Origin of the sequence: Demequina pilifera, assembly GCF_048814985.1 — a bacterium.
GTDB lineage: Bacteria > Actinomycetota > Actinomycetes > Actinomycetales > Demequinaceae > Demequina.
In genome coordinates, this window is record NZ_JBMDTW010000001.1 from 19,864 (window position 1) to 40,895 (window position 21,032).

The following is a 21,032-nucleotide window of genomic DNA, read 5'->3' on the forward strand; positions in this document are numbered from 1 at the left end:
CCCGCTCGGATCGGCGCCACAGACCCGCGGCAGCACGGCCGATGCGGTGGCCGGGGGCGTCTCCCACCCGAACTACGCTGGAAGGCATGCCTGGTCGCCTCGCCGTCGCCACCGCATCGGCCGTCTTGGCGGTGCCGGTGCTCGCCGGCTGCGCGCACGCGGCCGTGGTCGAGGCCGCTCCCTACGCCGCGGACCCGGACTGCGCACGAGTGATGCTCGCGATCCCCGAGACCGTGGGGGGTCTGGAGATGCGCGCAACGACATCGCAGGCGACCCAGGCGTGGGGCGAGGAGTACCCCATCGTCGCGCGCTGTGGCGTCGAGCCCCCTGGCCCCACGACCGAGCAATGCATCGCCGTGGAGACACCCGCCGCGACGGTCGACTGGCTGCTGCGCGAGGAGGGCGAGGATTGGGTCGCCGTCACGTTCGGGGCCTCCCCCGCGCTCGAGCTCGTCGTGCCGCAGATCCGCGCGGACGAGGCGGTGGGCGACGTGCTCGCCGAGCTGTCGCCCGCGGCCGCTCTCGCACCCGCCAACGGTCTCGAGTGCTCGTAGCCTCCTGACCGCTGCGCCCTCCCCCTCCAAGAAAACTTGGGGGTGGCGCCGGAGCCCGGTAGCGGTATTATGCCGCCATGTGACCAATGTCACATTCACACGTTTTGGGGGGAACGGTTGGCGATGAGCGGTGCTCGGCCCGGGGGGGAACACACGAAAGCCGCCAAGCCATGGGGGATCCGACTGCTCATCGTGCTGCTGGTCGCAGCACTGGGCAGCGTGGTCCTCGTCGCCTCGCCTCCCTCCGCCATGGCGGACACGGAGCCGCTGTCGCTGGAGGGGTTCAGCGATGAGGCGGTGCTGACCACGGGGATCAGCGAGCCGATCTCGATGGAGTTCCTGCCCGATGGCCGCATGCTCGTGCTCCAGAAGGGCGGGCAGATCAAGATCGGCAATCCCGCCACGGTGCCGATGGCGACCGAGGTCTACCTGACGCTCACCGACCTCGACAACAACGCCGAGCGCGGACTGATCGACATCGCGATCGATCCCAATTTCACCAGCAACGGCTACGTGTATCTCTACTACCACCCCAAGTCGGCCGGGAAGGGTCGCATCGCGCGGTTCACGCACGTCGAGAACACCGGCGAGACGTCGAGTCGCGCCGACGCCGGCTCGGAGTTCGTCGTGTGGCAGGACACCACGGGGTATACGAGCTGCTGCCACTACGGCGGCGGGCTCGACTTCGGACCCGACGGCAACATCTGGCTCACTCTCGGGGACCAGTTCAACCCCGACCGCGCACAGGACCTCACCGACGCGAGCGGTTCGATCATCCGAGTGGAGCCCGATGGCGGCGTGCCGCCCGACAACCCATTCGCGGATGGCGCCGTCGGCCAGCACCCCTACATCTGGGCCTATGGGCTAAGGAACCCGTTCCGGGCCAGCTGGGACGTGGCGACGAACCGCTTCTTCATCGGCGAAGTCGGCGGCAACGACATCCCCGAGTCGTGGGAGGACCTGCACGTCGCGAAGTACGACGACGCCTACAAAGGCCTGAACTATCAGTGGCCCGGGTGCGAGGGCCCATTCCCCTACAGCGACTTCCCCGAGTGCCCGATCGCCGACGGGGACCTCGCCGAACCCATCTTCGCGTACCCCCACACGGGCGGCGGGACCGGCAACGCATCGCTGACGGGCGGCGTCGTGTACCGAGGCAACCAGTTCCCTGCAGCGTGGAACGGCGTGTACTTCTACGGCGACTACACGCGGCACTTCATCCGCTACCTGAGGTTCGACGAGTCGGGAGAGACGGTGACGGGAGACTTCCCGTTCATGCCGTCCGGGCAGATGCCTGGCGGAGCGACGACCGTGGTGTCGATCGAACAGGGACCAGATGGCGCCCTCTACTACGCCCTCATTGCGACGGGGCAGATTCGCCGCGTGGTGTACGAGGGCGGGAACCAGGCGCCGACCATCACGATGGCCCAGGGAGATGTCACATCCGGCACTGCGCCGTTGACCGTGGCGTTCTCCGCCACAGCCACCGATCCGGAGAACGACCCGCTGGAGTACACCTGGCACTTCGGCGATGGCAGCACCGCCAGCGGGGCTGCTGTGGAGCACACCTACACGGCCGAGGGCCCCTATGACGCCTACGTCAGCGTGTCTGACGCGAGCCATGCGAAGACATCCGAGCCGATCCGCATCCAGGTCGGCACGGTCCCCGATGTGACGATCACCTCCCCCAGCGCCGACGCGCTCTTCAGGGCGGGCGACACGATTCAGGTCGCGGGACAGGCCACCGACGATGACCCACTGGCGGACGCCGATTTCGCGTGGACCGTCCAGTTCGGCCACGACAACCATTTTCACCCCGCGGACCTCATCCCGAACGGGACATCGGGCGAGTTCGCGGTGCCGACCAGCGGCCACGACTACAGCAATGAGACGTGGTACCGGATCACGCTGACCGTCACGGACGCGGACGGCCTCGTGGGCACCGATACCGTGGAAATCTATCCCGACAAGGTCAACTTCACCCTCGCGACGGAACCGGCAGGACTGGTCGTGAACCTGGACAGCGTTCCTCACGCGACGCCATGGGTGCACGACACCCTCATCGGCTTCGAGCACACGGTGACCGCGAGATCGCCACAGTGCTTGGGGGGCGACTCCTACGTCTTCGACTCGTGGTCGGACGGCGGCGCGGCGACTCATGGCTACACGGTGCCCGAGGCGGATTCGACGCTGACCGCAGTGTTCGTGCCGAACGGGCTGTGCTCGTCGCCGGTCACGGAGGGCCTGGTCATGCGCCTCCAGGGTGATCAGGGCGTGAGCGGGTCGGGCGGCAACGTCACCGGCTGGACGGACCTGTCCGACTCCGGCAACAGCCTGGGGCTCGTGTCTGGCTCCCCCACCGTCGTCACCGGCGCGCTGAACGGGCACAACGTGGTGAGCTTCGACGGCGAGGATGACGGCCTGGGCCGCACCGGTTTCAACGACCTTCCCACCGGCAACGCCGATCGCTCGGTGTTCGCCGTGGTCAAGTACGACGGCGCGTCCCCCGCAGGCGGGTGGGCCGGGTTCACCTACGGCTCCACCTACCCGAATCAGTCGTGGGGACCGGTGCGCACCAGCGACGGCGACCTTGGGATCCAGGGGTGGGGCGGAGGCAACGACTTCGACTCCAACGCGCGGGCCGATGGCGAGGGCTGGCTGGTCCAATCCATCGTGAAGAGCGGTGACGGGTTCGTCCACTACAAGGACGGCACCGAGATCGATTCGGGCAGCCACGCTCACAACACCGGTACGGGTGTGATCCGGCTGGGAACCGAGCTCAATGGCGTCCGCAAGGTGGACATGGACGTTGCCGAGGTGCTGGTGTACGACCGTGCTGTCAGCGAAACGGAACGCGCCCAGATCGAGGCGTACTTCGAGCAGCAGTACCTGCAGGGCGGCTCCACCCCGCCGGTACCGCCCACCGCCGCGATCACTGCTCCTGCGCCCGGTGCGACCGTGCGGAGCGCGGATGTCCAGGTGTCGTGGAGCGTGGGCGGCGACCTCGCTCCGGGCGATCATGTCCACTTGAGCCTCGACGGCGGGGAGCACGTCACCCTCTCGGGGGCCGAGGGCTCACACACCTTCGCGGACGTCGCCGACGGCAACCACTCGGTGGAGATGCAGATCGCTCGCGCGGACCACACGGTCTACACGCACCCGGGGTCCACGGACACCGTGGCCTTCACTGTCGACACCGCGCCTCCCAGTGGCGACCTCCCGCTCGCGGGGCTCGTCCTGCATCTGGAGTCCGACCTCAACGTGATCAGCTCCGGCGCTGGCGGGGTGGGCGGATGGCTCGACCAGTCAGGTCGCGGCAACGATTTGGACGTGGCATCGGGGGCTCCGACCATAGGTGCCGCGACGACGCCGAGCGGCGTGGCCGCGATCTCCTTCGACGGAGCTGACGACTCGCTCAGGCGGAACGGCGCCCTCAACGGGATTCCCACGGGAGAGGACGCCCGCACAGTGTTCCTCGTCACGGACTACCAGTCGAACGGCTGGGGCGGCTTCTCCTGGGGCGCACCCTACTGCGACATGACGTTCGGCACCACCGTCTCCGGCGACGGCGACCTCGCCGTCCAGGGCTGGTGCGGCGACCACGACTCCAACGTCGACGGCAACGGCGCCGGGTGGCTGGTCCAGTCCGTGGTCTACGACTCGACCACGTTCACCCACTACGCCGATGGCATCGAGATCGACTCCGGCACCCATCGCTTCAACACCTCCGGCGACCGGATGATCCTCGGCGCAGAGATCGACGGGACGCCCTACGTCGACATGGATGTCGCAGCAGTACTGGTCTACAACCGTGCTCTCGGCGCTGCCGAGCACGATGAGGTGTCGTCGTACCTGGACCAGAAGTACTTCTCGGGAGCCGTGGAGCCAGTCGCACCATCAGTGCCGCAGGGTCTTGATGCGGCCGCGGGCGACGGCGCTGTCACGCTGTCGTGGACGGCCTCCACCGACGCCAACGGCGACCTCGCCGGATACCGGATCTACCGCTCGGAGACCGCCGGCACCATCGACCCCGCCACCGACACCCCGATCGCAACCGTCGCGACACCTGGGTACGTCGACGACACCGTGACCAACGGCACCGAGTACTTCTACGTGGTCACCGCCGTCGATGACGCCGACAATGAGTCCGCCGGCTCACCCGAGGTCTGGGCGATGCCTGAAGTGGTGGAGGACGTGGCGCCGTCGGTGCCTCAAGATCTCGAGGCCACTGCGGGCGACAGCACGGTCGAGTTGTCGTGGACGGCTTCGACTGACATCAACGGCAACCTTGCGGGATACCGCATCTACCGCTCGGAGACCGCGGGCACCATCGACCCCGCCACCGATGCTCCGATCGCGACCGTCGCGGAACCCGGGTACATCGACGACACCGTGACCAACGACGTCGAGTACTTCTACGTGGTCACGGCCATCGACGATGCCGACAACCAATCAGCGCCTTCGGCCGAGGCCGCCGCAACTCCCGCTCCCCCGTTGCCCGACACCACACCGCCGGCGGCACCGACGGGACTCGACGCTGCTGCCGGGGACGGCGCCGTGGCGCTCACCTGGGATGACCAGTCCGAACCCGACCTCGCCGGATACCGCATCTACCGTTCTGAGACCACGGGCACCATCGACCCGACCACCGACACTCCGATCGCCATAGTGACCACACCGGGGCACACTGACGACACGGTGACCAACGACGTCGAGTACTTCTACGCCGTCACCGCCATTGACGACGCAGGCAACCAGTCGGCAGCTTCTGCCGAGGCCGCCGCGACGCCGGCACCGACCCCGGATGGGTGCGCGGCTCCCTCCGGCGCCAGCGCCGTGCTGTGCCTCGAGTCGGACACCGGGCTGACCGGCACCACTCCGGTCACGGCCTGGTCCGACATGTCGGGCCACGGAAACGACCTCACCGCCACGGGCGGCCCGACCCGCACCACGACCCCCAGCGGGATGCCGGCCGTGTCGTTCGACGGAGTGGACGACTCCATGCGTCGAGACGGGTCCTTGAACGGAATTCCCACTGGCGGCGCCGCACGCACCGTCTTCTTCGTGACCCAGTACCGCTCCAACGGCTGGGGCGGCTTCTCCTGGGGAGCTCCGTACTGCGGCATGACGTTCGGCACCACCGTCTCCGGCGACGGCGACCTCGCCGTCCAGGGCTGGTGTGGCGACCACGACTCCAACGTCGACGGCAACGGCGCCGGGTGGCTGGTCCAGTCCGTGGTCTACGACTCGACGACTTTCACCCACTACGCCGATGGCATCGAGATCGACTCCGGCACCCACTCGTTCAACACCTCCGGGGACAGGATGATCCTCGGCGCAGAGATCGACGGGACCCCCTACATCGACATGGATGTCGCGGCGGCCCTGGTCTACGACCGGGCTCTCGGGGCGGCGGAGCACGCGGCCGTGTCCTCGTACTTGAGCCAGAAGTACCTTTCCGGAGCTGAGGAAGATGCGGCGCCGTCGGCACCCGGCGACCTCGTGTCGACCGGCGACGACGGCAAGGTGACGCTGTCGTGGACGGCCTCCAGCGACGCCAATGGCGACCTCGCCGGATACCGCATCTACCGTTCCGAGACCGCCGGCACCATCGACCCCGCCACCGACACCCCGATCGCAACCGTCGCGGAACCCGGGCACACCGACGACACCGTGACCAACGACGTCGAATACTTCTACCTCGTCACCGCCATCGACGACGCAGGCAACCAATCAGCACCTTCGGCCGAGGTTTCGGCAACGCCCCAAGCACCCGCGCCACCCGAACCCGACACCACCCCACCAGCGGCCCCAACGGGTCTTAACGCGACGTCCGGGGACGGCACCGTAGCGCTCACCTGGGACGACCAGGCCGAGCCCGACCTCGCCGGATACCGCATCTACCGTTCCGAGACCGCCGGCACCATCGACCCCGCCACCGACACCCCGATCGCAACCGTCGCGGAACCCGGGCACACCGACGACACCGTGACCAACGACGTCGAATACTTCTACCTCGTCACCGCCATCGACGACGCAGGCAACCAATCAGCACCTTCGGCCGAGGTCTCAGCGACGCCCCAAGCACCTGCGCCACCCGAACCCGACACCACCCCACCAGCGGCCCCAACGGGACTCGACGCTGCTGCCGACGACGGCACCGTAGCGCTCACCTGGGACGACCAGGCCGAGCCCGACCTCGCCGGATACCGCATCTACCGCTCCGAGACCACGGGCACCATCGACCCCGCCACCGACACCCCGATCGCAACCGTCGCGACACCTGGGTACGTCGACGACACCGTGACCAACGACGTCGAGTACTTCTACGTCGTCACCGCCATCGACGACGCAGACAACGAATCCGCTGCGTCACAGGAGACCTCCGCGACGCCGGCGGCGGCGCCGGCTGGCTGCGCGGCTCCCTCCGGCGCCAGCGCCGCGCTGTGCCTCGAATCGGACACCGGGCTGACCGGCACCTCTCCGGTCACGGCCTGGTCCGACATGTCGGGACACGGGAACGACCTGACCGCAGTGGGCGGCCCGACCCGCACCACGACCCCCAGCGGCATGCCGGCGGTCTCGTTCGACGGAGTCGACGATGCGCTGATCCGCGACGGCTCGCTGCACGAAATCCCGAGGGGCGACGCGGCGCGAACTGTCTTCGTCGTGACCCAGTACCGCTCGAACGGCTGGGGCGGCTTCTCCTGGGGAGCTCCGTACTGCGGCATGACATTCGGCACCACCGTCTCCTCCGACGGCGACCTCGCGATCCAGGGCTGGTGCGGCGACCACGACTCCAACGTCGACGGCAACGGCGCCGGGTGGCTGGTCCAGTCCGTGGTCTACGACTCGACCACGTTCACCCACTACGCGAACGGCACCGAGATCGACTCCGGCACCCACTCGTTCAACACCTCCGGGGACAGGATGATCCTCGGCGCAGAGATCGACGGGACCCCCTACATCGACATGGACATCGCGGCGGCACTGGTATTCGACCGCGCACTCACCACGGCCGAGCACCAAGCCGTCATCAGCTACCTGCAGGCCAAGTACCTGTAGCGAGATCACCAGCGCGGCCTCGCATTGCCTGACGTCTGTGTTCTTCACGCCCCACTGCGATTGTCGTGAACGCACCGCTGTCACCACCGCGCAGCTGCACACCTCACGATCGACGCTCGGATCGCCTCGGGTGAAGTCCCACCGGTGAGCTACGACCATGATCGTGGCAGCAGACAAGGGCCACACCGCGAGCACGAGCGCATTCCGGTCTGCCGCGCCACTACCCGCGTGTTCCTCATTCCTCGTCAGGGCTTGGCGAGACCGACCCGCCATCAATCCAAATACTGGCCATAACGGTCGAAACCCTATCGAAACGTTGCGCCGACCGTCGAGCATCTTTTGCTTGACTGCCGACACAAGGGGGGCTAGGTTCAAGAACATGATCGATGACGATCAGATTGGTTCAGCCTCTGCTGAACAGAGAAGTTGCGGGGCGTTCACCGTCCGCAACTACGCGCCTGCACTCACTCGCGGGCACCTCCTTGCGCATTACGCGCCTCCCGCATCACGGCCCTCACGGCCCTCACGGCCCCCTGTACACGCAGCCTTCGCGGGGGATCGTCGGCGCGAGAGGAGGTGTCCTCTCCGCACTTGACATGACGGTGCCCCGCCATCGCACCGCTGGAACGGGTTAGCGCCGACGGGGCACCAGCATTGCCAACCAGAAAAAGGCGTCGGCCCCATCTCACACGGAAACCGGCGTCTTCTCCCCCGGAAGGAACGCAAGATGAATTCTACCCGAGCAGGCGTAGCGGCCTTAATAGCCGCCGCGCTAGCGATGACGTCGATCGCCACCGTGGCTCAAGCCCACGATGGCGTCGACCACGACGACGAGCCGGGTGCCGCAGCGGCGCTGGACTGGTCGAACTACGAGAAGATTCTTCTCACCAAGGACGTGGGCGAGCCGATCGGTATGACGATCATGCCCGACGGCTCCGTCCTTCACACGGCCCGCAACGGCGACATCCGTCACACCGATCCGTCGACGGGCGTGACGGACGTCATAAACACGATCGACGTGTACGCGAACTCCGAGGACGGCCTCCAGGCCGTGGCGCTCGCTCCCGACTTCGAGGAGTCGGGCTGGGTGTACCTGTACTACGCACCTCGCACGATGGATGGCCCATATCCGACGACCACCCCCAATGGTTCCGCGCCCAACTCTCTGCCTGACGGGGAGGATGAGTCGTACTGGGACATATGGAAGGGCTACAACCAGCTCACCCGCGCGCAATGGGACGACACCTCCGGCTCGATCGACCTGTCGACCGAGCAGGTGCTGCTGCAGGTCGAGGTCCAGCGCGGCCAGTGCTGCCACGTGGGCGGTGACATCGACTTCGACGGCGAGGGCAACGTCTACCTATCGACCGGTGACAACACCCCCGCGAGCACCCCTGGCTCCAACGGCTTCGCGCCTAACAACAACGCTCCCGGCATGAACCCCGGATTCGACGCTCGACGCGGCGCGGGCAACACCAATGACCTGCGGGGCGCAATCCTGCGCATCCATCCCGAAGAGGACGGCTCGTACACGATTCCCGAGGGGAACCTGTTCGATCCTGGCACGGAGCTCACACGGCCCGAGATCTTCGTCATGGGCCTGCGGAACCCCTTCCGCATTGATGTGGACGACCAAACCGGCGCAGTGAGCTGGGGCGAGTACGGGCCCGACTCAGGAGTCTCGAACCCCAACCGCGGCCCGATGGGCTATGTGGAGTGGCAGTCCACGACCACCGCACTCAATGGCGGATGGCCGTATTGCCATGGACCCAATGCGAACTACAACGAGTGGGACTTCGAGACTGCCACTCCCGGTGAGTTCTTTGACTGCGACGCGGGCGCTGAGAATAACTCGACGTGGAACACCGGACTCGACGTGGTACCCGCGGCGACCGCGCCGCAGGTGTACTACGGCGACAACACTGGGGACCAGCCCTTCGATGAGTTCGTGGAGTTCGACTCACAGGGAGGCCAGGGGCCCATGGGAGGCCCCACGTTCCGCTACGACCCGGACGGCCCGAGCACGCAGTGGCCGGCGTACTGGGACGGGAAGGCGTTCTTCTACGAGTTTTCTCAGGACTACATCGCTGCGCTCACCATCCCGGACCCGGACGGCCCCGTGACTCACGTCGAGCACGTGCTGCCCAACGCAGCTCTCACTGACAATGTGCAGGCGATCACCGATAGCCCGATCGACATGGAATTCGGGCCTGACGGCTCGCTGTACATCCTGGATTACGGCAACGGCTTCTTCCGCCAGAACCCCGAGGCGGGTCTCTACCGCGTCGACTACGCCGAGGGCGACAAGAGCCCCACGGCCGTCATCGCCGCTGACCCGATCTCGTCCTCGACCGCACCGCTGACCGTCGACCTGGACGGGTCCGGTTCCTCCGATCCGGAAGGTGGAGCGCTCACGTACGAATGGGACCTCGACGGAGACGGCGTATTCGACGAGACTGGCGTCTCTGTCTCAGCGCAGTACACGGAACTGGGCCAGTACACGGTCCGGCTGCGCGTCACCGACCCGGGTGGGCGCACCGGTATCACCTCACGTGCGATCACCGTGGGCAACGTCGCTCCGACGCTCACGGCTGAGTACCCGGCCGATGGTGGGTTCTTCAACTGGGGCGACGCGGTCCCGTACTCGTTCTCGACGACCGATCCGGAGGACGGCGACGAGACCGTGTGCTCGAACCTGAGCTGGACGCTCGGGCTCGGTCACGACACTCACGCCCACCCAGAGGTGCTCGGAAGTGGCTGCGCAGGCGCGTGGGCTACTCCCGCGGATGCTCCTGAGCACGGCGAGACCGAGAAGCTGTTCGGCGTCGTCGTCGCCACGTACGACGACCAGGGCAACGGCGACATCCCGTCCGCTCAGGCGGAGACATCGCTGGTGCTGAATCCGTTCGTCCAGGAGGCCGAGCACGCCGACGTCATCTCCGGTGCCGACGTGGTGGCGGATGACACGGCCGGTGCCCTGTCGAAGGTGACATCGCTCGACCCGGGCGACTACCTCTCGTGGAATCCGGTCAACTTCACCGGCATCGACGGAGTAGTAGTTCGCGGCCAAGGCAGCGGAACAATCGAGCTTCGCTGGGGTGCGGCCGATGCGGCACCATTCGCCACGGCAGCGATCGACTCCGCGAGCTGGTCTGACGTGCAGGCCGATATCGACGCCTTCCCCGAAGGAACCGGTGAGCTTTATGTGACATCCACCGGTGGCGTCGAACTCGACACGCTCACGTTCCAGGGCGACGGCGTCACGGACGTCACGCCGCCCGAGGCGACCATGTCACTCAACCCGGCCGAACCGACCGGCGAGAACGGCTGGTACACCGGCCCCGTCACCCTGCAGTTGAGTGCTACTGACAACGGACAGATCGCCGACGGTGAAGTCTCCTACGACGGCGGCGACACCTGGTCGAGCGTCCGCAACCGGAGGTCCGGGGCGCTGCGGCCCGTCACGATCAACGAGGAGGGGGTCACCGAGGTGCATTACCGTGCCATCGACAATGGAGGCAACATCTCCGAGGTCGGATCGATCACGGTCAGCATCGACGGCACGGCCCCCGAGGTCGCGATCACAGGGGTGGCTGACGGCGACATCGTCAGATCGACCTCGACGATCGACCTGGGGATCACGGCTGAGGACGCCGTCTCGGGGATCGACTCGACCACGTTCACGCTCGACGGCGAGACCGTCGAGCCGGGCGAGATCGACGTCGCGACCCTCGAACTCGGCGAGCACAGCCTGATGGCGACGGCGACCGATGTCGCCGGCAACGTCAGCGAGGACACTGTGACCTTCACAGTCGAGGCCACGATCGCCGACCTGGAGGTCCACGTCGACCGCGTCATTGCGGACGATGACACTGCTCGCAGCGAGGCGGCGCATCTGAGCGCCTTCCTCGACCAGGCCATGCGTCATGTCGACGCAGGCCGGAACGGCCAGGCGATTAAGGCGCTCGAGAGATTGGCTGATGCCACGTCCGACGACCTCCTCACTCGCGACATCGCGGCGATCATCGACTCGCTGCGCTAACCGTGGGGCGGAGCGCTCCTCGCGAGCGCTCCGCCTCGCATCGCCGGCCGCAGACCGCGGCCGGGTTTCCCACCACGGCGACGACGAAGTCGCCCAAAAGGAGAACCACAATGAACACCACTCTCACTCTCAAGCGAAGGACCGTGACTGCCCTCGCCGCAGCGGCGGCCGTAGCCGGAAGTGCGTTCGCGCTCGCCGGCCCGGCAACAGCTGCCCCACCAAGCGACAACGCCAACGATGCAGCGATGTGCGCTGGGCGATCAGTCCCTGCCAGCAAGATCTCGATCCAACTGTTCAGCTACCGCAGTTGGCAGAACCAGATCGGGATCGAAGCCATGCTGGATGAACTGGAGGACATCGGTCTGCGCAATGTCGAGCCCTTCGGCGGTTCCTATGGCGGCTACTCCAGAGAGGAGTACCGCGACTTGCTCAAGGACCGCAAGATGAAGGCACCGTCGTCGCATGGAAGCACCAATGAGGCGAACTTCGACGCCACGCTCGAGGACGCGAAGGACCTGGGACAGAAGTACGTCGGCTCGGGCGGCTTCGCCTCACCGGGCATCGGCTCGTACGAGAACACCCTCGCCACAGCGGAGACGATGAACCGACTAGGCGAACGTTCGGTGAAGAACGGGACCGGCAAGTTCTTCGGACACAATCACGCGAGCGAGTTCACTACGCAGTATGAGGACCCTGACACCGGCGAGATGAAGAGCGCGTGGCAGATCCTCGTCGAGAACACCGACCCGCGGTATGTCACGTTCCAGCTCGACGTGTACTGGGCGATCTCTGGTGGCGCTGATGTTGTCGCCCTCCTGGAAGAGTACGGTGACCGCATCGAACTTCTCCACATCAAGGACGGCACTGCACCCTATGGCCGCGCAGACCTCACGGATGTGGGCGAGGGCGACATCGACTGGGACCCGATCCTCCAGGCGGCCCAGGGCAACGTGAAGCTCTACGTGCTCGAGCGCGACGGTGCACCGGCCGACGCAGAGTTCGCGCGCGACAGCTTCAACTTCCTCACGTGCAACACGTTCTGATCCACACCTGAACTAGCGAGCGCCCCGGCCCCATCGGGCCGGGGCGCTCGTGCGTCTGATCAGCTATCGCAGGCCGACGGGACGCGCGAGCGCGCCAGCAAGCAGCATCTCAACGAGTTCGGGGTAACTGACCCCACCTGCGGCCCACATCCGCGGGTACATGCTGGTCGACGTGAATCCCGGCATGGTGTTGATCTCGTTCACCGTGACCGTGCCGTCCTCGGCGACGAACACGTCCACGCGCGCGAGCGACTCCGCCCCCACCGCCTGGAAGGCCCGCAGCGCCATGTCGGCCACGCGCAGCGCCACGTCGTCGGGGAGCTCGGTGGGGCAGCGCAGATCCACCGCCGCCTCGTCGAGGTACTTCGCCTCGAAGTCGTAGAACTCGCGACCACCGCCCGTGACGATCTCACCGGCCGGCGACGCCACTGGACCCTCGGGCCCGTCGAGCACCGCAGTCTCGATCTCCCGACCGACCACCGCCTGCTCCACCAGCACCTTCGGGTCGTGCACGACAGCCGCGGCGACGGCCGCCGCCAGCTGCGACCAGCGCGACACCTTCGAGATCCCCATCGAGGACCCGGCCCGCGCCGGCTTCACGAACACCGGCATCCCGAGCGCCTCGATCTCCGCGCGCCGGGAGTCGGGGTCCTCCCCCGGTGCCAGCACCACGTCGGGCGTCACCGGCAGGCCCGCGGCGCGCAGCACGATCTTCATGTACGCCTTGTCCATGCCCACGGCCGAGGCCAGCACGCCGGACCCCACGTAGCGCACGTCGATCAGCTCGAGGGCGCCCTGGATGGTCCCGTCCTCGCCGAACGGCCCGTGCAGCAGCGGCAGGACGACGTCAACCTCTGCCAACGCCGATGCGCGGCCATCCGCCCCTTGGACGCGCCAGGTGCGCTCACTGGAGTCGCGCGGCGGCAGCACGGTGCGCTCGTCCGGCGCGACTCGGGGCAGCTCGCCCCCACGGATGCGCCAGGACTGCGCGTCGTCCGAGGCCGGCACCCAGCGCCCGTCCTCGGTGATGCCCACGGCCACGACGTTCCAACGCTCGCGGTCGATCGCCTCGAGCACTCCTCCTGCGGTCGCGCACGACACTGCGTGCTCGGAGGACCGCCCACCGAACATCACGGCCACGGTGGGCCGGGAAGCCTCAGCCACGCTAGCTCAGCTCCGCCTTGCGCGGCCGCGACAGCAGCGAAGTGAGAACCTCGCCGAGTGGCTGCCCGTGGTGAAGCATGTCGACCACCGCGTCGCAGATCGGCACATCGATGCCGTGCTCGCGCGCGAGCTCCTGGATCGACAGGGACGTCTGGACGCCCTCGGCGGTGCCTCCGGTGCGGTCGATCGCGTCGGCCAGGCCGAGCCCGCGGCCGATGTGCGCGCCCAGGGTGTGGTTACGTGACAGCGGGGATGCGCAGGTGGCGATGAGGTCGCCCATGCCCGCGAGACCCGAGAAGGTGTCGGGGTGCGCGCCCAGCGCGACGCCCAGGCGCGTGATCTCCGCGAGGCCGCGGGTGATGACGGTGGCCGTCGTGTTGTGTCCGAACCCCATGCCGTCCGTCACGCCCACGCCGACGGCGATGACGTTCTTGAACGCTCCGCACAGTTCGACGCCCACTACATCGGGGTTCGTGTACGGGCGGAAGTAGCTGGAGGCCGTCGCGGTGGCGAGCATCTCTGCGGCCGATGTGTCCGTGCCGGCCACCACAGTCGCGGTGGGCTGCTTGACGGCGATCTCGCGCGCCAAGTTGGGGCCCGACACCACGAGAGTGCGCTCGGCGGTCAGTCCCCACACCTCGCGCAGGACGTCGCTCATGCGCGCGTGCGTACCGACCTCGATGCCCTTCATCAAGGACGCCACGACCGCATCGGCCGGGACCGCATCGGCGAGATCGCCGATGATGCTGCGCACTTTCTGCGCCGGAAGTGCGACCGCCACGAAGTCCGCGCCCGCCAGGGCGACCCGCGCATCGGCCGTCGCGGCGATCCCCTCGGGGAGCTCCATGCCGGGCAGGAACCGTTCGTTGCGGCGTTCGGTGTTGATCTGGTGCGCGACGTCCTCGTCACGGCCCCAGAGGGTCACCTCGGTGCCGGCGTCGGCCAGCACCGCGGCGAAGGTCGTGCCCCAGGCCCCGGATCCCAGCACTGCGGCCCGGGTCATCGGCCGCCGCCCTCGCGGCGCATGTCCCACGGCTTGGGCGGCGCCGTCTCTCCGCGGATCTCCTCGAGCATGGAAGTCAGCGTAGCCATGATGCGGTCGGTCGCGCCGCGCAGCACCTCGATGTCGAGCGGACGTCCGCGAAACTCCTCCAGGTCGACCGGTGGGCCAGCCTGCACCGTCACCGTCTTCCTGGGGCAGAGGTTGGGCCGCTTCGAGTAGGGCGCGAGCAGCTGATGAGCACCCCACTGGGCCACCGGCACCACCGGGACGTCGTATTCAAGGGCCATCCGTGCGGCGCCGGTGCGCGCGAGCATGGGCCACATCTCAGGATCTCGCGTCAGCGTGCCCTCGGGGAACACCGCGATCGAGTCGCCGCGCGCGAGCAGCTTCGCGGACGCCTCGACGGCGTCACGCGCCTGGGAGCCTCCCCGGTGCACGGGAACCTGGTCGAGGTGCGCGAGGAACCTGCCAGCGACGGGCAGGTCGAACAGCGATGCCTTCGCCAGGAAGTGCGGCGCGAAGCCGTGGTCGTACAGGTAGTGAGCGAACGTGAAGGGATCCGCGTAGGTCACGTGGTTCGAGACCGCGATGAAGCCACGGTCCGCGGGAAGGTGCTCACTGCCCGACCACACGCGTCGCGTCGAGCCGAGGAGCACGGGCTTGACGAGCGCCGCCGCGGCGCGGAACCCGGCGGGGATCTTGGGGGACATCGGCTACTCGACCGAGGCGCCGAGCGCCGTCAGCTTGTCGCGGAACGCCTCATACCCGCGGTCGATGATGCCGATGCCCGACACGGTCGAGGTGCCCTGCGCCGCGAGCGCGGCGATCAGGTGCGAGAAACCTCCGCGCAGGTCCGGCACCTCGATGTCCGCCGCCGTCAGCGGCGTGGGGCCCGAGATGACGGCGCTGTGGCGGAAGTTGCGCTGGCCGAACCGGCACTTCTTGTCGCCCAGGCACTCGCGGTAGAGCTGCACCTGCGCGCCCATCGCCACCAGTGCGTCCGTGAATCCGAACCGGTTCTCGTACACCGTCTCGTGCACGATGCTGAGCCCCTTGGCCTGCGTGAGGGCGACCACCAGCGGCTGCTGCCAATCCGTCATGAACCCGGGGTGCACGTCCGTCTGCAACGGGATGGCGTTGAGGTCGCCGCCCGGGTGCCAGAACCGGATGCCGTCCTGCTGCACATCGAACTCGCCGCCCACCTTGCGGAACACATTGAGGAACATCCCCATGGTGCGCTGCTGCGCGCCGCGGATCGTGATGTCCCCGCGGGTCGCGAGCGCGGCGGAGGCCCACGACCCCACCTCGATACGGTCCGCGAGCGCCGTGTGGTCGTATCCGCCCAGCCGCTCGACGCCCTCGATGGTGATCGAGCGGTCGGTGTCGACCGAGATGATCGCACCCATCTTCTGCAGCGTGTCGATGAGGTCCTTGATCTCTGGCTCGACCGCGGCGTTGTCGAGGGTCGTGATGCCCTTCGCGAGCACTGCGGTGAGCAGCAGCTGCTCGGTGGCACCCACCGACGGGTAGGTGAGCGTGTGCGCGATGCCAGTGAGGCCGTTCGGTGCGGTCAGGTGGAGACCGTCGCCGGCCTGCTCGACCTGCGCGCCGAACTTCTCGAGGATCTCGAGGTGGAAGTTGATGGGGCGATCGCCGATCCGGCAGCCGCCGAGGTCTGGGATCACGGCCTCTCCGAGGCGGTGCAGCAGCGGGCCGCACAGCAGAATCGGGATCCGCGAGGAGCCGGCGTGGTTCGCGATCTGAAGGGCGTCCGCGGACTGCAGCGTCGTGGTGTCGAGAGCGATCTCGCCGCTCTCGACGTTGTAGTCGACGCCGGCGCCGTGCAGGCGCAGGAGCTCGGAGACGACCTTCACGTCGCGAATGTTGGGGACATTGCGCAGGGTGGACGGCGCTGACCCGAGCAGGGCCGCGACCATGGCCTTCGACACGAAGTTCTTGGCGCCACGCACCGTGATCTCGCCGCGCAGGGGCGCGCCGCCGTGCACACGAATGGAGTCGGTCATGCGCTCTATCTTCCCCCATCGTCGACAAGTGCGCGTCTCCGGCGCGCGCCACCCCTCCCGTCCCCCTGTAGGAAGGTTCTGTACCCACTTCGCGTTCGAGGTGCGCGCTGTAGGAAGAATCCGTTCACGACCGGATGGCACGATGGCACCGTGACGCCCCACGCCCTGTTCACCGGACTGTGCACACTCGACGTGATTCAGTCCGTCGACCGCGTGCCCGCGGCCAACGAGAAGGTGGCCGCACTGGACATGCTCATCGCGGCGGGAGGTCCCGCGACCAACGCCGCCGTGGCCATGGCCCATCTGGGCGGTGCCGCGACCCTCGTGACCCGGCTGCCCCGCCACCCGCTCGCTGACATCATCCGCGCGGACCTCGCCGAGTGCGGCGTTGCCCTCCTCGCCGAGGACGGCGGAACCGAGCCGCCCGTCACCGCGTCGATCATGGTGACGCGTGCCACGGGCGACCGCGCAGTGGTGTCGCCATCGTCCGGTGCGGCCGGACTCGAGTCACCTGCATGCGCGCTGCCCAGTCTCGACGGGATCGGTGCAGTTCTGGTCGATGGCTACCACCCGCGGACGGCGATCGCGGCTGCCAAGGCGGCCCGCGCATCGGGCATCCCCGTGCTGATGGACGCCGGGAGCCTCAAGCCGCACACCGCCGATGTGGCGCGGGAGACCGACCTGGTGATCGCATCGGCCGATCTCTCCACCCCGCAAGGCTCGCGTGAACCGGACGACGTGTTCGCGTGGCTCGCCTCGCTTGGCGTCGAACGCGCCGTCATTACGCGCGGCGCCGGCGACGTGCTGTGGCGCGCCCCGGGCGCCTCGGGCACCGTCGCGGTCGAGCGCACCGACGTGATCGACACCCTGGGCGCGGGCGACTTCTTCCACGGCGCCATGACCGCGCGAGTGGCTGAGCAGGGTCTGGACGATGCGCGGCTCGCAGAGGACCTCGCGTGGGCCTCACGGGCGATGGCGCCTTCGCTGGCCTCGTTCGGCACGCGGGCGTGGCTGCGCGCGTAGGCGGCGGAGCTAGCGCCCCGGCACCGTGATGAAGAAGTTGAACAGGTCTGGGTGGTGCGCGTGCACGAGCACCGCGAACACCACCGCGTCGAACAGCAGGTGCACCGTGATCACGTACGGCAGCGACTTGTACTTCGAGAAGATCCACGCCTGGATGAGCGCGAACGGGATCGTCAGCAGTGGACCCCACTCGCGGTAGCCGAGCTCCCACAGGAACGACACGAACACGAGCGACTGCAGGATGTTGGCGAGCCACATCGGAAAGTGGCGTCGCAGCAGCGCGAACACCGTGCAGATGAAGAACAGCTCGTCCCAGATGCCCACCGCGTTGACGCCGACGAACAGGCGCGCGATCTCGTCTCCGCCGGTGATCTCAGGCCAGTTCATGTACGCGCCTGAGCCGATGAAATAGAACGGCAGGATCAGGTACCCGGCAAGGATCACGAACCCCAGGTACCACCACTGCGCCTTCGTCCACCGCACCCCGGTGTTGACCGGGAACTTCACCGCGTCGTGCTTCAGCCAATAGCGGGCCAGCGCCCATGGCACTAGCACGGCCAGCGACAGCGCGATGGCGAACCGCGTGATCCCCGCATCGGAGAGGTCGGCCTCCAGCGAGATCGTGGAGATGATCAGCTGGCCGATCGCGATCAGGCTCAGGTCCTTCGCGAGGCTGCGGTCGATCAGGAACGCCAGCACCACGCCCGCGATCAGCGGAACGTAGCCGAGCGGGCGCTCGTGAATGGCGAACAGCAGCACCGCTGCGCCGCACACGAGGACGGCGGCGGTGATGCGGCCTGCCGTGAGCGCGTCGGCGCGCAGGGGCGTGCTCTCAACCGGGGCGGAAGTCATGGTGAAGAGCATCCCATGACTCGCGGCCGATGCGGTCGCTTAGTTCGGCGGGCAAGCGCACCAAATCTTCCTACAGCACGCACCGCCACGGCGAACCGTGAACAGAACCTTCCTACAGGGGGAGGTCAGGCGTCGACCGCGCGGGCCGCCTCCACGTGGAAGGTGGGCTCGGTCTTGGCCGGCAGCGTCTTGGGTCGCCACGAGCCACGCGTGGCCTCGAAGGCCGTGATGTCCTCTTCGTGCTGGAGGGTCAGGCTGATGTCGTCGAGCCCCTCGAGCAGGCGCCACCGGACGTAGTCGTCGATCTCGAAAGGAACAGTGAGCTCGCCGCAGGTGACCGTGCGGTCCTCGAGGGAGACGGTGATCTGCTTGCCGGGCTCGGCCTCGAGCAGCTTCCAGATCAGTTCGATGTTCTCCTGCGTCACGATGCCGGTGACCAGGCCCTGCTTGCCGGAGTTGCCACGGAAGATGTCCGCGAACCGCGGGGCGAGCACGACCTTGAAGCCGTAGTCCTTGAGCGCCCAGACGGCGTGCTCGCGGGACGAGCCGGTGCCGAAGTCGGGGCCAGTGACCAGCACGGAGCCCTGCTTGTAGGCCTCCTGGTTGAGGACGAACGAATCGTCCCCGCGCCACGCCGCGAACAGCGCGTCCTCGAAGCCCGTGCGCGTCACTCGCTTGAGGTAGACGGCGGGGATGATCTGGTCGGTGTCGACGTTGGAACGGCGCAGCGGGACGCCGATGCCGGTGTGGGTGGTGATCTTCTCCATCATGGCTGGCTCCTTAGGCCGGGGCGCCGACGAGCACGTCGGCATCCTCGAGGTCGGCGGGGCTGGACAGGGTGCCGCGCACTGCGGTCGCGGCGGCGATGAGCGGGCTCACCAGGTGGGTGCGGCCGCCCTTGCCCTGGCGACCCTCGAAGTTGCGGTTCGAGGTGGAGGCCGCGCGCTCCTTGGGCTTCAGCTGGTCGGGGTTCATCCCGAGGCACATCGAACAGCCGGCATTGCGCCACTCGGCGCCGAAGTCCTTGAACACCTGGTCCAGGCCCTCCTGCTCGGCCTGCAGGCGCACGCGGGCGGAGCCGGGCACCACGAGCATGCGGGTGTTGGGCGCCTTGGTGCGGCCCTGGATGATCGCGGCGGCGGCGCGCAGGTCCTCGATGCGGCCGTTGGTGCACGAGCCCAGGAACACGGTGTCGATCGCCAACTCGCGCAGCGGCTGACCCGGCTTGAGGCCCATGTAGACCAGCGCGTTCTCGGCGGCCTCACGCTCGTCGGCGTCCGCAATCTGCTCCGGGTTCGGGATCGAAGCGCTGAGCGGCAGGCCCTGACCGGGGTTGGTGCCCCAGGTGACGAAGGGCTCGAGCTCGCTCGCATCGAGGGTGACCTCGGTGTCGAAGACCGCGTCGTCGTCGGTGGTGAGAGTGCGCCAGTACTCGACGGCCTCGTCCCAGTCCTCGCCCTCGGGGGCGTGCGGGCGGCCCTTCACGTACTCGAAGGTGGTCTCGTCCGGGGCGATGAGCCCCGCGCGGGCACCGGCCTCGATGGACATGTTGCAGATGGTCATCCGCGCCTCCATCGACAAGGACCGGATGGCCTCGCCGCGGTACTCGAGCACGTAGCCCTGACCGCCGCCGGTGCCGATCTTGGCGATGACCGCAAGGATGATGTCCTTCGCCGTCGAGCCCTCGGGCAGCTCGCCGTCGACGTTGATCGCCATCGTCTTGAACTCCTTGAGCGGCAGCGTCTGCGTGGCGAGCACGTGCTCGACCTCGGACGTGCCGATGCCGAACGCCAGCGCGCCGAACGCGCCGTGAGTCGACGTGTGCGAGTCGCCGCAGACCACGGTCATGCCGGGCATCGTGAGCCCCAGCTGCGGTCCCACCACGTGGACGATTCCCTGGTCGGCGTCTCCCAGCGAGTGGATGCGCACGCCGAACTCGCGGGCGTTGTTGCGTAGTGTGTCGACCTGCGTGCGGCTCGTGAGGTCCGCGATCGGCTTGTCGATGTCGAGCGTGGGGGTGTTGTGGTCCTCGGTCGCGATGGTCAGGTCCGGTCGGCGCACCTCGCGGCCGGCCAGGCGCAGCCCCTCGAAGGCCTGCGGACTCGTGACCTCGTGACACATGTGAAGGTCGATATAGATGAGATCGGGCGCGCCGTCCTCACCTTTGCGGACCAGGTGGTCGGCCCACAGCTTCTCTGCCAGCGTTGTGCCCATCTCAACCTCCGTGCTCGACATCTCACATTTTGAGACGCTAGTATCGCT

12 protein-coding genes are annotated in these 21,032 nt (G+C 67.7%); 5 read left to right on the plus strand and 7 right to left on the minus strand.

The window, feature by feature from the left end:
- The first annotated feature begins 86 nt into the window (after positions 1-86).
- The 4 genes from ACNI14_RS00080 (at position 87) to ACNI14_RS00095 (ending at position 12,704) form a co-directional block, all read left to right on the plus strand.
- Positions 87-554 (plus strand): DUF3515 family protein, encoded by a 468-nt coding sequence (locus ACNI14_RS00080; protein ID WP_420517883.1) that lies wholly within the window; start codon positions 87-89, stop codon positions 552-554.
- A gap of 192 nt (positions 555-746) precedes the next feature.
- Positions 747-7,619 (plus strand): PQQ-dependent sugar dehydrogenase, encoded by a 6,873-nt coding sequence (locus ACNI14_RS00085; protein ID WP_420517884.1) that lies wholly within the window; start codon positions 747-749, stop codon positions 7,617-7,619.
- Between the two features lie 727 nt (positions 7,620-8,346).
- The gene (locus ACNI14_RS00090; protein ID WP_420517885.1) at positions 8,347-11,661 is read left to right on the plus strand and encodes a PQQ-dependent sugar dehydrogenase; all 3,315 of its coding nucleotides are present in this window, start codon (positions 8,347-8,349) and stop codon (positions 11,659-11,661) included.
- A gap of 245 nt (positions 11,662-11,906) precedes the next feature.
- Positions 11,907-12,704, plus strand: coding sequence for a sugar phosphate isomerase/epimerase family protein (locus ACNI14_RS00095; RefSeq protein ID WP_420517886.1), 798 nt, complete (start codon positions 11,907-11,909; stop codon positions 12,702-12,704).
- A gap of 63 nt (positions 12,705-12,767) precedes the next feature.
- On the opposite strand, the gene ACNI14_RS00100 is transcribed toward ACNI14_RS00095, so the two are convergent.
- Genes ACNI14_RS00100 through murA form a run of 4 tightly spaced genes read right to left on the minus strand, consistent with a single transcriptional unit; the run spans position 12,768 to position 16,895 of the window.
- Positions 12,768-13,868, minus strand: a complete 1,101-nt coding sequence (locus ACNI14_RS00100) for a D-alanine--D-alanine ligase family protein (protein ID WP_420517887.1) — start codon at positions 13,866-13,868, stop codon at positions 12,768-12,770.
- Position 13,869: 1 nt separating this feature from the next.
- The gene (locus ACNI14_RS00105; RefSeq protein WP_420517888.1) at positions 13,870-14,871 is read right to left on the minus strand and encodes an NAD(P)H-dependent glycerol-3-phosphate dehydrogenase; all 1,002 of its coding nucleotides are present in this window, start codon (positions 14,869-14,871) and stop codon (positions 13,870-13,872) included.
- Entirely contained in the window at positions 14,868-15,581 is a 714-nt protein-coding gene (locus tag ACNI14_RS00110; RefSeq protein WP_420517889.1) for a lysophospholipid acyltransferase family protein, read from the minus strand. The genes ACNI14_RS00105 and ACNI14_RS00110 overlap by 4 nt, the downstream gene beginning before the upstream one ends.
- Before the next feature lie 3 nt (positions 15,582-15,584).
- Positions 15,585-16,895, minus strand: coding sequence for a UDP-N-acetylglucosamine 1-carboxyvinyltransferase (gene murA, locus ACNI14_RS00115; RefSeq protein ID WP_420517891.1), 1,311 nt, complete (start codon positions 16,893-16,895; stop codon positions 15,585-15,587).
- 150 nt (positions 16,896-17,045) lie between these two features.
- Between murA and ACNI14_RS00120 the strand changes: the two genes are divergently transcribed.
- Positions 17,046-17,918, plus strand: a complete 873-nt coding sequence (locus ACNI14_RS00120) for a PfkB family carbohydrate kinase (protein ID WP_420517892.1) — start codon at positions 17,046-17,048, stop codon at positions 17,916-17,918.
- A 9-nt stretch (positions 17,919-17,927) separates the two neighbouring features.
- Here ACNI14_RS00120 and ACNI14_RS00125 read toward each other — a convergent pair whose 3' ends face one another.
- The 3 genes from ACNI14_RS00125 to leuC all read right to left on the minus strand — a co-directional run bounded on the left by ACNI14_RS00125 (position 17,928) and on the right by leuC (position 20,984).
- The gene (locus ACNI14_RS00125; protein WP_420517893.1) at positions 17,928-18,770 is read right to left on the minus strand and encodes a CPBP family intramembrane glutamic endopeptidase; all 843 of its coding nucleotides are present in this window, start codon (positions 18,768-18,770) and stop codon (positions 17,928-17,930) included.
- Positions 18,771-18,895: 125 nt separating this feature from the next.
- The gene (gene leuD / locus ACNI14_RS00130) at positions 18,896-19,537 is read right to left on the minus strand and encodes a 3-isopropylmalate dehydratase small subunit (RefSeq protein ID WP_420518412.1); all 642 of its coding nucleotides are present in this window, start codon (positions 19,535-19,537) and stop codon (positions 18,896-18,898) included.
- A 13-nt stretch (positions 19,538-19,550) separates the two neighbouring features.
- A complete protein-coding gene (gene leuC, locus ACNI14_RS00135) occupies positions 19,551-20,984 on the minus strand; it encodes a 3-isopropylmalate dehydratase large subunit (protein ID WP_420517894.1) in 1,434 nt (477 codons plus the stop codon).
- Positions 20,985-21,032: the final 48 nt, after the last annotated feature.